This window comes from Ktedonobacter robiniae, from assembly GCF_016587375.1.
Classification (GTDB): Bacteria; Chloroflexota; Ktedonobacteria; order Ktedonobacterales; family Ktedonobacteraceae; genus Ktedonobacter; species Ktedonobacter robiniae.
Window position 1 is genome coordinate 1,139,917 of record NZ_BNJG01000001.1, and the last position, 14,664, is coordinate 1,154,580.

At 54.9% G+C, this 14,664-nt stretch carries 10 protein-coding genes and 2 tRNA genes; 11 read left to right on the forward strand and 1 reads right to left on the reverse strand.

The features are described from left to right. Nucleotides 1–55 precede the first annotated feature (55 nt). Nucleotides 56–2,599 (forward strand): DNA polymerase domain-containing protein, encoded by a 2,544-nt coding sequence (locus JMJ04_RS04680; RefSeq protein WP_201369389.1) that lies wholly within the window; start codon nt 56–58, stop codon nt 2,597–2,599. Between the two features lie 8 nt (nt 2,600–2,607). Here JMJ04_RS04680 and JMJ04_RS04685 read toward each other — a convergent pair whose 3' ends face one another. Beyond that, nucleotides 2,608–4,143 carry an APC family permease gene (locus tag JMJ04_RS04685; protein WP_201369390.1) on the reverse strand — a complete coding sequence of 512 codons (1,536 nt, stop codon included), beginning with the start codon at nt 4,141–4,143 and terminating at the stop codon, nt 2,608–2,610. Nucleotides 4,144–4,936: 793 nt separating this feature from the next. Here JMJ04_RS04685 and JMJ04_RS04690 point away from each other — a divergent pair. The 10 genes from JMJ04_RS04690 (at nt 4,937) to JMJ04_RS04735 (ending at nt 14,505) form a co-directional block, all read left to right on the forward strand. Further along, a complete protein-coding gene (locus tag JMJ04_RS04690) occupies nt 4,937–6,436 on the forward strand; it encodes an isochorismate synthase (protein ID WP_201369391.1) in 1,500 nt (499 codons plus the stop codon). A 59-nt stretch (nt 6,437–6,495) separates the two neighbouring features. Continuing rightward, nucleotides 6,496–8,340: a 2-succinyl-5-enolpyruvyl-6-hydroxy-3-cyclohexene-1-carboxylic-acid synthase gene (menD, locus tag JMJ04_RS04695; protein ID WP_201369392.1), complete on the forward strand. Its 1,845-nt coding sequence runs from the start codon at nt 6,496–6,498 to the stop codon at nt 8,338–8,340. A 7-nt stretch (nt 8,341–8,347) separates the two neighbouring features. After that, nucleotides 8,348–9,202 carry a 2-succinyl-6-hydroxy-2,4-cyclohexadiene-1-carboxylate synthase gene (gene menH, locus JMJ04_RS04700; protein ID WP_201369393.1) on the forward strand — a complete coding sequence of 285 codons (855 nt, stop codon included), beginning with the start codon at nt 8,348–8,350 and terminating at the stop codon, nt 9,200–9,202. 96 nt (nt 9,203–9,298) lie between these two features. Next, nucleotides 9,299–10,117, forward strand: coding sequence for a 1,4-dihydroxy-2-naphthoyl-CoA synthase (gene menB, locus JMJ04_RS04705; RefSeq protein ID WP_201369394.1), 819 nt, complete (start codon nt 9,299–9,301; stop codon nt 10,115–10,117). 120 nt (nt 10,118–10,237) lie between these two features. Beyond that, the gene (gene menC / locus JMJ04_RS04710; RefSeq protein ID WP_201369395.1) at nt 10,238–11,371 is read left to right on the forward strand and encodes an o-succinylbenzoate synthase; all 1,134 of its coding nucleotides are present in this window, start codon (nt 10,238–10,240) and stop codon (nt 11,369–11,371) included. Continuing rightward, a complete protein-coding gene (locus JMJ04_RS04715; protein WP_201369396.1) occupies nt 11,368–12,903 on the forward strand; it encodes an o-succinylbenzoate--CoA ligase in 1,536 nt (511 codons plus the stop codon). The genes menC and JMJ04_RS04715 overlap by 4 nt, the downstream gene beginning before the upstream one ends. Before the next feature lie 205 nt (nt 12,904–13,108). Then, a complete protein-coding gene (locus JMJ04_RS04720; protein WP_201369397.1) occupies nt 13,109–13,489 on the forward strand; it encodes a response regulator transcription factor in 381 nt (126 codons plus the stop codon). Nucleotides 13,490–13,725: 236 nt separating this feature from the next. Beyond that, on the forward strand, nt 13,726–14,211 hold the full coding sequence (locus JMJ04_RS04725) for an NUDIX hydrolase (protein ID WP_201369398.1): 486 nt from the start codon (nt 13,726–13,728) through the stop codon (nt 14,209–14,211). A 92-nt stretch (nt 14,212–14,303) separates the two neighbouring features. Continuing rightward, nucleotides 14,304–14,390 (forward strand) — tRNA-Ser (locus JMJ04_RS04730). Between the two features lie 42 nt (nt 14,391–14,432). Further along, a tRNA-Trp gene (locus JMJ04_RS04735) sits at nt 14,433–14,505 on the forward strand. Nucleotides 14,506–14,664 lie beyond the last annotated feature (159 nt).

The window sequence follows — 14,664 nt, forward strand, 5'->3', positions numbered from 1 at the left end:
TCTAGAATAGGCGTTCTTGCTTTCGTCAACCACGCAATGCAAACCGAGAGGTGCTATGGCCACAGGAGAAACAGCGTCGTCCACAAACCCAGAAACCCGGCAATCTACAGTAGTCGCCCGATCTCCTATGCAGGATCAGCATGCAACTGATGATAGCTATCTCTTCGGTTGGGACCCCATGCCGGGCATTGTCTCTGTCTGGGCGCATCGGGATGGGCGCGCGCTCATCTGGCAGCGCGTGCGAGAGCAAGAGGGTGAACAAGTTGTTTGTCTTCCTGACCGCTTCCGCCCCTGGCTCTTTGCCACAACCCTTGAGGACCTGGCTCACCTGGGTTCAAGCCTGCTTCCACACGAAAGTATTCCCAGGACGCAGCATGCTATCTGGTTCCGTGAGCTTGATGGCCTACCTGGCTCTTACCGTTATCTCCTCTCGTCTACGGATGGGCGTTTGCTAGAACGTGAGATTCTCTTTGGTGCATCCCATCGCCTCAAATACCAGGTCAAGAGCCTTACCGAAACCGACCTGGAGCATACCTATTACCGCGTGGGAGCCGTCGAGCAATACCTTATGAGCACAGGGCGCACCTATTTCCATGGCATGAACTACGAGGACATGCACCGCCTGCAATTCGACCTGGAGACGACCTCGCTCGATCCACGTCAGGGACGCATCTTTCTCGTCTCCATTCGTGATAGCCGTGGCTTTACTAAGATCCTGGAGGCACCGCAAGTCGGTGACGAGCCCCAGTTAATTCAGGAGCTTTGCCAGATTATCCGTGAGCGCGACCCCGATGTGATTGAAAATCATAACCTCTTTGGCTTCGATCTCTCGTTTCTTAGCCGCCGCGCACTCGTGCATGAGATTCCCCTGGCTATAGGACGCATGGGACCAGCAGGCTACCATGCTATGCTTGAGAGCCGCGAAGAGACGCTGGCCGTGGGTCCCGAAGCCCGCCACCGCACGCGCTACACCGTGGCCGGGCGCGAGTTGATTGATACGCTTGATGCCGTACGCCGCCATGACTTCGTCGTACGCGACATTCCCAGCTATAGCCTGAAAGAGGTCGCGCGCTACTTTGGCATTGCCTCGCCCCAACGCGTGTATATCGAGGGAAGCGCGATCTACGATACCTATCGCCAGCAGCCAGAGAAGGTGCGTCGTTACGCCCTCGATGATGTCGATGAAGTGGATGGACTCTCACGCCGACTCCTGGGTGCCCCCTTTGCCCTGGCAGCCATGGCCCCACGCCGCTATGAACGGCTCGCCTCGGCAGGCCCCGCCATGGGCATCCTCGAACCCATTCTCGTGCGCGCCTACCTGCGCGCCGGAACCGCGCTCCCCTGCCAGGCCGATTATGCCACGAACAACGCCGGTGTCGAGCCACACGCGGGTGGTGCCGTTCACCTCTTCGCCAGCGGAGTCGCCAAACACATCGTCAAGGCCGATGTTGCCTCGCTTTATCCCTCGCTCATGCGTACATTTCAGATTGGTCCCGCCTGCGATCGCCTGGGAGCCTTGCTCAAAATCCTGGCGCGCCTCACAGATCTGCGCCTGGCCCACAAGGAGGCCGCACGCCTCGCCGACCCCACCTCTATTGAGGGGAACCACCATAACGCCACGCAGGCCGCGATGAAGATTCTGATCAACGCCGCCTATGGCTATATGGGGGCTGGACAGATGGCGCTCTTCGCTGATCCGCAGGCTGCCAACGAGGTCACCAGCCGTGGGCGCGCAATCCTCTCACAGGTGCTGCGCGCATTGGAGACGCGTGGACTCCTACCCATCGAAGCCGATACCGATGGCGTCTATTTCGCAGTCCCTCAGACCTGGACGGACGACAAAGAACGCGCCCTCGTGGCTGAAATCGGGGCCGAGTTACCCTCGGGCATCCACCTGGAATATGAGGGGCGCTACCGTGCCATGCTCAGCCACGAGGTCAAAAACTATGCCCTCCTGACCTATGATGGCAAGCTCATCGTGCGTGGCGTAGCGCTGCGTTCGAGCCGCTCAGAACCCTTTGGTGAGCGCTTCCTACGTAAGGCCCTGAGTTGTACGCTTATGGGTGATATTCCTGGCGTACGCCAGGCCTTCCTTGAAACCGTCAATGCCCTGCGTAATCGCCAGCTTTCCGCCGTTGATGTGGCAACCCGCGTACGCCTGAGCAAGAGTCCCGCGACCTATCGAACATCCCGCAATTCACATCAGGAGCCAGCTTATGAAGCACTCTTAAATGCTGGCCGCAACGAGTGGCTACCAGGAGAGCGTGTGCGCTTCTACAAGGGGCGAGGGCAACGACGCTACATCTGGCTTCCAGAGGAGGCAGCCGAGGAGAATACCACACCGCAACACTGGCGACAATACCAGGCCTCGGAGAAGCAGTCTTCCCCCAAACAACAGGTGCGCCAGGATTACGATGTAGAGCATTATGTGCAGATGCTGGTCACCTCCTACGCCGCGCGCCTGCGTAAAGCCTTCGCACCCGAAGATTTTGAGCAACTTTTCAGCCTCAACCAGCCCGGCCTCTTCGATCTCTATGAGCGCCCAATCGAGGAAATTCGCCCCCGTCTGGAGCGCGAGACGACCAGCATCAATCTCTAACGGCCCGGCTAGCTATCACGCAATAATTCCCACCTGGCTTCGCTGTGCGCGATCATACTAATATTGATGGCAATCACCAGGCATACGGCTGTGATGCCACCAACCGAGACGATCCAGATATCACCCCGGATCAGAGATGACCAGGGATAGGCAAAGGTGCTCACAATCGTTGCCAGGCAGGTAAGCAGCCCAACGGCACTAATCAGTAAGAGCACGGGGCGAGGCAAGATTTTCTGCTGCCCTTGTGCGTGCCGCCTCTTCCCCAGGAAGAGGCTGAAGAGATTTATAAAGTAGAACGCCGTCGCAATGGTCCAGATGATCGTCAGTACCGCCGAAAGTATGGCATAGATACGGGGTACCAGCATGGTTGTTGTCCCCAGCTTCACCACATATGGCAAGACCATAAACACGACAACTACTACAAGCACGGCCGCGGCTGTATGGAAACGTATCGCTATCACTGGCTGTCGATGCCGATTAAGGTAGACCATCTGCCGGGGAAGAAAGCGGTCCGCACCAGCCACAAACAGTAAGCGCGCCGAAGCTCCGATATAAAAGACAATTGTTGCCAGGCAAGAGAGCAAGGTGATACTTGCGACGACACTTCCAGCCCACGAGCCAAAGACCGCGTCCATGACATGAATGCCCGCAAATGACGGTACTGCCTCCTGCAGGACAGCGCGTCCGAGCACAATCAAAATGGCAAAGGGAACCAGAAAGTAACAGGCAAACACAATGGGAGTTCCACCAAAGAGGTGGGCCAGTACCATACGTCGCTTTTCCCTCCCTGCTTCACTCCTCAATTCACTCGCCATATTCAAAGGTCCACTCGCGCCGATAAAGCTCAGAGTAACCACACTAAAGAGCGAGAAGTTATCGGGGGTAATACGCCAGGAGGCTCCATCCACCAGATCTTTCTGCAAAGGGTGCCCACTCCATAGCCATAAAGCGGCCGCAATGACAATACCTAGCACCGCCAGCAAGAGAGCCAGGGCCGAAATATTGATCATGTTGAGGGCGATACGCAAACGCCTGGTACATAAGAAGGAACCTACCAGCAGCAAGCCAATCATCACACATCCCTGCTGCCAGGGCTCTGTAAGCCAGTTCTTATTTAAGCCTGCCAGGATGGTGACAAAGGCATTGGCAGCTGTCACTGGAGCCAGTACACCACTGAGCCAGTAGCATAGTCCGACAAAGAAACTCCAGAAGCGACCTAAAGCGTGATATGTCCAGTTATAGAGGGAACCTTCATGGGGATAAGCTATACCTAGCTGCGCGGTCGCAAGCACGCAGGGAAGAAAAAAAGCCACCGCACCCAGTACAGTATAGGTCAGCGCCACTACGCCACCCGAGGCCTGCAAAACCGCGTTTGTAATGAGAAACATGGCCACAATATAGCATGCCAACAGGTCCCGCCCACCAACGACAGAGGGCATAATTTGGGGTACATATTGCTCGGAAGGCAACGCTCCCTGGTCTCTCGTCTCTACCTCGCGCTCTGCTCTCCCTTGAACCACTTCAACATTTTTTGAGGCCTGCATCACTTCTCTCCTCAACCTCAACTTCCAACACTGCCAGCCACCAGCCCACTTATTCCTCCACCCATCGTTTCTACATGCTGGCTTTTTTCTCGTATATTTCAATGTATACAATGTTGTGTCTTATATTACAATCCTTTAGGCATTAAAAATTACTATTATCCTATTATAGATGCAACAATTTACACAAGCAACAGAAAAATCAACCTACACTACACCAATCCAAAATCTGAAAAATAACTTACCCTGTGTGTAAGTTCGATGAAGCTGCCCTGCAGGCTCCTGGGACTCCATTGGTCGCATCTCTCCGGGCGTGCTATAATACTACGGGTATTGCTTTCTGGCTGCTAACTCCTTCAGAGCGCCGTCGCCACCAAACAGCCCTACTGGCCATTTTCTGGTCCTGTTACAGGACTACTGGCTTTGATCTTTTCCACTTGCATAGCTACCTGCTCTATTGGTAGCTACATGTGAGTCGAATAAAATATTAGAGATTATCAAGATTATCATTATTAACCCATGCATGCCTTATTGAGCACGAATGCCACAGGTACCACGCGATGGGCTGCCTGAGCTTCTCACAGCCCATCTTTATGGCACTATGCTCTGCTTGCGCGTATTCATCCTGCCTTCTCTGCTCAAAAAAAGACATTATATTGGCATATCATACATGCTCAAATATGACTATAAGCACATCTATTGTATATGCTGTGTAGTATGCATAGCGGCTAGCGTGCTTCCCTGATCACAAGGGCAACTATCAACAGAGAACTATGCCACGTTGGAGACTCGGATTATGGAGACTGTCTTTACAGATAGAGCAACACCACATATTCATAGCACACACCCCTCCTGGGTGCTTGCTTGTGAGCGAACACAGCTTCTTACCCTCTTGCAACAAGCGGCAACACGCGCCCAACAGCAGCAGCAAAATATCTTTACGGCCCTTACGCTCCCCGTCGAGTCGCGCGATGCCTTACATATCTTTAGCGCCCTTCAAGTCCTTGAGTTGGGCGAGCGTTTTTTCTGGGAGAAACCAGCTAGCAATGAGGCATTAGTCGGCGTTGGAGCCGTCCTGACCATTGTAGCCGACGACGCTGATCGCTTTGATGTGGCGGCGCGAGCCTTGAGCACCTTTCAGGATACCTGCCTGGTCGCCACTACAGTTCCTATGAAGCGTGTCCCAGCTCCAGCTCTCTTTGGTGGCTTTGCCTTCGATCCACAGCGTCCCGGCACACAACTCTGGCAGGGCTTTCCCGCTGGCCTACTTACCCTGCCCCAACTACTGTATCGTCTCGATGACGACCAGGCCTCGCTCTCTATCCATGCCTGTATCCGTCCGCAGATGACAGAAGAGGACCTGGAGCAACAGGTCACAGAAACACTGGCCCTGCTGCAACGCTTAAGCGCCATCGTTGAACACTTTCCATTCCAGCGTTTGCAAGAACTCAGCACCCAGACCACGCTCATGCCCAAACATGAAGTACTACCCGCTCAGCAGTGGATCTCGATTGTCGCCCAGGCTGTAGAGCAGATGCGTCAGGGAGCCTACCGGAAGATTGTCCTGGCTCGCGCGGTCGAGGTGCTTCATCCAGAGGGTTTTTTCGATGTTGAAACTACGCTCTATCGCTTGCGCCAGAGCTATCCTGATACCTTCGTCTTCGCTTTACAGCGTGGGAAGCACTACTTTGTAGGGGCAACTCCAGAACGCCTGGTAAGTGCACAAGAGGGCAGGATGCGAACCATGGCCCTGGCTGGTTCGGCTCCCCGCGGACATACGCTTGCAGAGGATGAGTATATCAGTCAGCAACAGCTCTACGGAAACAAGACTCGCCAGGAGCACCAGTTTGTGATTGATCTCATTCGTGAGTCCTTGAGTGAGCTGTGCAACCAGATCGAGATTGGGGAACAGCCCCATGTGCGTAAGCTCAAGAATATTCAACACCTGGAGACTTCGATTGAGGGGCGACTCAAGCCCGGTCATAACCTGCTGGAGGCGGTCGCGCGCCTGCATCCTACGCCAGCCGTTGGTGGCTTACCACGCGAAATCGCGCTCAAAGAGATACGAGACCACGAAGAGCTTGATCGAGGATGGTACGCGTCTCCCCTGGGCTGGATCGATACCAGGGGCAACGGAGAGTTCGCGGTCGCCTTACGCTCAGCCCTGCTTACAGGTGCCAAAGCGACTCTTTTCGCAGGGAATGGGATAGTCGCTAGCTCTGATCCCGAAGCGGAGTATACTGAAACCAATTGGAAGTTGCCAGTGATGTTACGCAGCCTGGGAGATGAAGAGTAAGCAAGTCTCTATTAAAATAGTCAAGCTGACGCAGTAGGGAGGAAAACGTAGTCAATCTTATGCAGTCACAAGAACATCTCCGTCCACAGAACGCAACCTATGCCTATGTCGGTGCCTTCGTTGAGGAGCTGGCACGAGCAGGCGTTCACCACGTGGTCTATTGTCCTGGTTCGCGCTCTACACCCCTGGCATATATCTTTGCTCAATCACCTCACATACGCGCCTGGCTTCACGTCGATGAGCGTTCCGCGGCCTTCTTTGCTCTCGGCCTGGCCAAAGCGCTGGGGGAGACGGTGGCACTCTTCTGCACCTCCGGTACAGCCGCGGCAAACTTCTTTCCTGCCGTGGTTGAGGCCCGCCTGACCCATGTTCCGCTCCTGGTCCTGACCGCCGACCGCCCACATGAGCTACGAGAGAGCGGCGCCCCCCAGGCCATTGATCAAAATCGCCTCTTTGGCACGCATACAAAGTGGTTTATGGATGTCGCGCTGCCAGAGGCGAGCCAGCCAGCGCTCCGTTACATTCGCGCGCTCGCACATCGAGTGAGCGCTCTGACACACGCCACGCCCGCCGGTCCTGTTCACCTGAATATGCCCTTCCGCGAACCACTCACACAGGACCCACAGCCTGGGGCACCGCTCCCACCACCCGAAGAACGTCTGACCACCGCCTGGCAGGGGCGCGATAACGAACTGCCATATACAGCGGTCCATGAAGCGCCTTTAGGACGCTTGCCAGAGACCACGCTCTCTATGCTGGCTGCGCGCCTTCAGCAGCAGCCTCGCGGTCTTATTGTGATTGGCCCAGGCACCGATCCTACCCTGGCGAGCGCGCTCATTCCACTGGCACAAAAACTGGGCTATCCTATTCTGGCTGATCCTCTCTCGCAGCTACGCTGCGCGCCTATCGATCAGCAGTTAGTGCTCTCCAGCTATGATGCCTTCCTACGGCTCAACACCTTTGCTGAATGCTACGAGCCTGAGGTGGTGTTGCGCTTTGGCCCTATGCCGGTGGCAAAACCATTCTTGCTCTACCTACAACGCTATCCCAGCTGCCAGCAGATCGTGATTGATGGACAGGGAGACTGGCAGGACCCAACCCACCTGAGCAGCATGATGCTTCACACCGAGCCCGCTGCGTTCTGTCGGGATCTCCTGGCTACGCTAATCGATACAGAGGCACCAGAAAACTCTTCCTGGCTCGCAGCGTGGCAACAGGCTGACCAGCTAACACGTCAGGCATTATATACCGCGATTCAGGATTTTGCTGAACCCTTCGAGGGACGCGTCTTCACTGAGCTAGCTGAACTGCTACCCACAGAGGCAACGCTTTTTGTAGGCAATAGCATGCCTGTGCGCGATCTGGATACCTTCTTCTGGTGCCAGCCACGTCCTATACGCGTCCTTGCCAACCGAGGAGCCAACGGTATCGATGGCGTGATCTCAAGCGCGTTAGGAACCAGTGCCGCCAACGCGGTGCAGGAGCAGCCAGTGCCAACAGTGCTGGTGATTGGCGACCTGTCGTTCTTCCATGATCTCAATGGGCTTCTAGCGGCACGCCTGCATAAGCTTAATTTGACGATTGTGCTGGTAAATAATGACGGGGGCGGCATCTTCTCATTCCTGCCCCAGGCCGCGCAACCGGCACATTTTGAGGAACTCTTTGGCACTCCGACCGGGCTGGATTTCGCGCCCGTGATTGGGATGTATGGAGGGCGTTACTCCCTCGCGGAGGATTGGAACGCCTTCCGCCAGGCAGTCACGACAGGTATAGACCAGGGCGGATTACATGTTGTAGAGATACGCACCGAGCGTGCAAGTAACGTCGCAATGCATCGCCAACTATGGCAGGTAGTCCATAAGGCCCTCAAGGACCTGGCATCAGCAGAGCAGAGAGGGAGGTAGACACGGTATGGGCAGTACACTACGCATTATGAGTCTGAGGCAGCTTGTTGTGAATGGTGTGCACATGGGGGCGGTGATCTATGGGAAGCCACAGCATCCCCCCCTGGTCTTGCTGCATGGCTTTACCGGGAGCGCCCTCTCCTGGAGCCCACTGTTCGCATCGCTTTCTTCATATAACGTCAAACTGATCGCGCTTGATATGCTGGGACATGGTCAGTCTGACGCCCCCAGCGATCCAGCGCGCTATGCAATGGAGCATTGTCAGGAAGATATTCTGGAGGCGCTCCGCCAACTGGATGTCCAGCCAGGGACAGCTATTCTGCTTGGCTACTCCATGGGCGGTCGGATCGCGCTCTACAACGCCTTTTCCGGCTTCTTCCGCGCGCTCATCTTAGAAAGTGCCTCGCCAGGGATGGCTGACAGCGAGGCGCGCCTCCAGCGCCGAACAAGTGACGAGGCGCTCGCAAAACGGATTGAGCGCGAGGGCATTCCGGCCTTCGTTGACTACTGGGAGAAACAACCACTCTTCGAGAGCCAGCAAAGATTGCCAGAAGAGGAGCGGGAAGCCATCCATCAGCAACGCCTGGACAACCAGGCGACGGGTCTGGCAAATAGTCTACGTGGAGTTGGCACTGGCTCACAACCAGCGCTCCATGCACGCCTGGGCGAGCTCGACCTTCCCACACTCTTGCTCACAGGCGAATTGGATAGCAAGTTCTGTGCCATCGCGCAACAGATGCAACAAAAATTGCCTCGTGCAAGCTGGCATATCATTCCTGGAGCGGGCCATGCGCCCCATCTGGAGCAACCTGAGCGCTTTGTTGCCCAGGTAGGGAATTTCTGTACCCAAGTGTTATCATAAGGGATAAAAGAGCGAGCAGGCTCGATCCAGTGTGTATTGCGCTTGCTTGCAGAGCATATCTCTTTGATCTATAACTTATTCGAAGGAGAATATACCATGTCTTTGGATTGGCAGAAAGTCTGCGACTATACCGATATTATCTTTGAGAAGGCCGAGGGCATTGGCAAAATCACCATCAATCGCCCCGAGGTACACAACGCCTTTCGCCCACGTACCCTGTTTGAGTTGATTGATGCTTTTAGCCGTTGCGGCGAAGACCCAGAGATTGGCGTCGTTATCTTCACAGGTGCCGGTGGGCGTGCCTTCTGTTCAGGTGGCGACCAGCGCGTGCGTGGCGAGGGCGGCTACGTTGGCGAGGATGGCGTTCCTCGTTTGAACGCCCTGGAGTTGCAGAAGGTAATTAAATACCTGACCAAGCCCGTCATCGCTATGGTCGCGGGCTACGCTATTGGCGGCGGGCATGTCCTGCACCTGCTCTGCGACCTGACCATCGCCGCCGACAACGCCCGCTTCGGTCAGACCGGTCCTCGCGTGGGCAGCTTCGATGCCGGCTGGGGTGCGACCTACCTGGCGCGCGTCGTTGGGCACAAGAAGGCCCGCGAAATCTGGTATCTGTGCCGCCAGTACAATGCCCAGGAAGCCCTGGACATGGGCTTGGTCAACACAGTCGTGCCCCTGGAGAAGCTTGAAGAGGAGACCGTCCAGTGGTGCCGCGAAATTCTGGAGAAGAGTCCCATCGCGCTGCGCTTCCTCAAGTCCGCATTTAATGCCGATACAGACGGGCTCGCCGGCATTCAAGAGCTGGCAGGCAACGCCACCATGCTCTACTATATGACCGAAGAGGGCAAAGAGGGGAAAAACGCCTTCCTGGAGAAGCGCAAGCCCGATTTCTCGAAGTATCCACGCCTGCCCTAAGCCAGCTACACGACCAAGAAGCATTATGCGTGCAGCTACCAGCAATCAATCTGGTAGCTGCATGCTATTGTACCTGGGACGTATTGAGAGGACATCTTTGAGCACAGAGGAAACAAGCATATGCAGGTACAGGCAATAGACCTTCTTCCCTATCGCATCCCTATGCCTGGGGGCTTCACGACGGCACATGGCACATTTATGCAGCGTGAGGGCTGTCTAATCAAGATCACGACATCAGGGGGCATCATAGGCCTGGGCGAAGCGGCACCACTGCCAGATTTCGGTGGCGCTACCTTCGCCGAGACCAATGCTGCTCTCAACACCCTGCGGGATCAGTTGCTCCAGCGCGACTGTGTGGAGGCAGTAAGCAGCCTCTATCCCCTCCTGGAAGAGCAGGGATATCCCGCCTCAGCCATCTATGGCCTGGAATGCGCGCTGCTTGATGCATGGGGCCAGCACGAAGGCATGAGCCTGCATACACTGTTAGCCCCCGCTGGCACGCGACCACGTGCTAATGTTGCCGTGAACGCCGTCATTGGCGCCGCCACAACCGAGGCCGTGACACAGGCCGCGCAAAAAGCCATCCAGGCGGGTTTTGACTGTCTAAAGCTCAAGATGGGTCTGTCTGATCATCCCGAAGAGGAAATAAAGCGGGTTGCAGCCGTACGAGCCGCGATAGGACCACAGGTACACCTGCGCCTGGATGCCAACGAGAAATGGAGCCTGGAGCAAGCAGCAACCATCCTGGAAGCCTGCACCCAATATGACATTCAATATGTAGAGCAGCCACTGCGCGCCTTTGACCTTGAGGGCATGTATCAACTCAGGCAAAGGGTAGCAATCCCCCTGGCAGTTGATGAGGCGGTCTACGACCTGGCAAGCACGCGTCACATCTTAGACTGGCAGGCCGCCGACGTGCTCATTATCAAGCCACAACTGGTGGGTGGGCTCTACCCGGCACGCTCCATCATTCAAACGGCCAACGCCGCAGGCATACGTTGCGTGCTCACAAGCTCGCTTGAGGCAGGTATATCACTGACAGCCACGCTCCACCTCGCAGCCGCCTCGCCCGAAGTGGCGATGGAATGTGGCTTAGCCACGCTTGCGCTTCTCGAAGATGATTTACTTGCCACGCAGTTAACTATCAGGGACGGTTTAATGCCCGTTCCGACAACGCCAGGGCTAGGTATACAGCTTGATCAGGCGGCCCTGGCTCGCTATACATTCATGCCATCACAAGAGGAAGTTCGATGAACACCGCTTTATCTCACGATACCATCTTGCCCAACTGGCTCCTACGCTGTGCCGAGAATCAGCCTAACCACCTGGCTATACAATGTGGTTCTGTATGTTGGAGCTTCACCGAATTGCGGTGCCAGGCCGATCACCTGGCCTACCAGCTCGCGGCTCGTGGCGTGAGCAAGGAGAGTCGTGTTGCCCTACTGGCGACTAACGGTCTGCCCTTTGTCGTCACGGTCCACGCCTTGATGCGCCTGGGCGCCATCCTGGTCCCGCTCAATACCCGCCTGACCCAGCAGGAACTTGCCTGGCAATTGAGCGACGTCCGGGCAACCTTTCTCTGTAGTGACCAGCGCTACGCCGATATAGCCCAACAACTAGCTGACGAAATTACGCCTCTCGCGCATGTGCTCATTACAAGCGATGTCCAGCAGAACGTTCTGGTCGCGGATCAGACCGAGGGGCCTGTGATCGCGCTGCAAGAGACCATTGGCCTGGATGCGGTTCACTCCATTATGTACACCTCCGGCACCACGGGGCATCCTAAAGGGGTATTGATCACCTATGGCATGCTCTGCTGGGGCGCGCTCGGCTCGGCGCTCACTCTTGGCCATTATGCCGATGACTGCTGGCTTGCCTGTCTACCGCTCTTCCATGTAAGCGGACTAACAGTCCTGATGCGCAGCGTTATCAACGGTATTAGCGTCAACTTACACGAGAAATTTGAGCCTGAAGCCGTCAATCGGGCCATCTTTGACGAGCGAGTTACCATTATTTCGGTTGTGGCCGTCGTCCTTCAGCGAATGCTTGATGCCCTCGACACCCCAGGGGCACAGGGAAGGTATCCCGTGACATTGCGCTGCGTGCTCCTGGGAGGAGGGCCAGCCCCTAGGCCTCTATTGGAACGCTGCGCCGCCAAAAATATTCCTGTAGTGCAGACCTATGGCCTGACCGAGTCATGCGCGCAGGCGGTAACACTCCTGCCTGCTGATGCACTACACAAACTTGGTTCGGCTGGCAAGCCCCTCTTCCCCGTGCAGTTGCGTATCCTCACTGAAGACTATCAGCCCGTTCCTCCTGGCAAGCCAGGTATTATTCATCTTCAGGGACCAACCATTACACCCGGCTATGATCATCGTCCCGAGGCCACCGCGCGCGCATTTCATAATGGCTGGTTCACCACGGGAGACCTGGGATATGTGGATGAAGAAGGGTACCTGTATGTACTCGATCGGCGCACCGATCTGATCATCTCTGGCGGCGAGAATGTCTATCCAGCAGAGATTGAAGCTGTGCTCATGAGCCATCCAGAGGTAGAGGAGGCAGGCGTATGCGGCGTTGATGATCCACAGTGGGGACAGCTCCCCATCGCCTTTGTACGCCTGAGAGAGGGGAGTAACCTCACAGCCACGGAGCTACTTCCATATGTTACACAGCATCTAGCACACTACAAACGGCCAAAGGCTATTTACGCGGTCGCACAACTTCCACGCAACTCAGCCGGGAAGCTCTTGCGGCGTGAGCTACCTGGATTACTCCCCTCCTAACGACAGAAGCGCTACAAATGAGCAACAGAAATGCAAACAAAAGTTTCGCAATTGCGAAACTTTTGTTTGCATTTCTATATCATTTTTTGACATTTGAAAATACTTATAAGATTTTAATATCAAAATTCACGTATTCCATGGTATTATTGCTTATAAGCAGTTGCGTGTCCAGTATGCTTAATTTCCATTACAAGGAAGTAACGTTATGTATATCGCGGTAATTGAGGAAGAACCACTGATCCGAGATATGCTACGCCATGCTTTGGAGCTAGGGGGTCATAGAGTCGATATCTATGGCACAATGCCAGAACAATTCCGCTTATATGACCTGCTCATTGTTGAGCCAGGAGAGTTCGGGCAAGGCTTTCCCGCCATTTCTCAGCTTATGCGTGGCTATTGCATACCCATCTTGATTCTTACTTTTTATGAGTGGAACGTGTGTATGGCGAGGGAATATAATCTACCCGCGATTCACAAGATGCCATTTCGCTTGACGCATTTACTCAGGACGATTGGACGCTTTAGCCAGTTCAAAGCACGTTTGCCTCAACCACAACCTCATCAAAGCCCCCTTGAAGCGTGTTAGGATAATTTTATGGCCCTGCCTGAAACAGGGCCAGCTCGCTACACGATAGTCCAAATCTCCTCTCCACTGGTCACCAACACACTCGCTCGCTTACAATGAGAGAGATGATTTAAATTCCTGATAGGTGGTCTGGTGCGTGGCTGCCAGTCACAGGTTGGCAGCCACGCACCAGACCACCTATCAGGCGAGCGCCGCAGGTGCGAGAGGTCAAGCACAGCTGAAAGAGATACATTGCTATGTTCCAACCAATTTTGGCAACTCTGGGGTATATTCTCTCCCCCGACGGGAAGCAGATCCTGATGATTCATCGCAACAAACGACCAGATGACCTGCACTATGGCAAATACAATGGCCTGGGTGGCCGTGTAGAAGCCAATGAAGATATTGTTACGGGTATGCGCCGCGAAATACGCGAGGAGTCGGGGCTAGAAGCAGACCATATGCAGCTTCGCGGCACCATTTCCTGGCAAGGCTTCGGCAAAAACGGGGCCGACTGGTTTGGCTTTATCTTCCTGATCGATGCCTGGCATGGCACGGCACACAGCGGAAACGCTGAAGGCACGCTGGAGTGGGTACCACGCGATACCGTCACCACGCTGCCCATGTGGCCCAGCGACAAGTATTTTCTGCCCATGGTCTTTGATGGCGAGCCCCAGCCCTTTCATGGACACATGCTCTTCCGCAACGGCGAATGCCTCAGTTGGAACTATCAACGCCTCTAAAAAAACCTGATAAAAAGTGTTGACAAAACGGCGCCTGTGCTATATACTTATTTCCAGTTCGAAGGAGTGAATAGCTTCGGCGAACACTGTCCGGAGAGGTCGCATAGTGGCCTAGTGCGGCGGTTTGCTAAACCGCTGAAGGAGCAATCCTTCCGAGAGTTCGAATCTCTCCCTCTCCGCTAACTTTACAAATATGTAGAGTTAACAGTTTTAGACCCTGTAGGGGTGGTGCCCAACGGTTGAGGCGGTCGTCTCCAAAACGACTTTCAGAAGGTTCGACTCCTTTCACCCCTGTGTGACTTAAGCGCCTCCTTACTCTAGGAGACGCTTTTTTGTGCAGCAAGTCATAGCTCATAATCTTCTGCCCAGTAAGCTAAATGGGCAATTTCCTCAGAGTAAGGTTCGTGCCAGGTTTTATGTCGATTTACAATTCAACGCATGGGATAGGATATC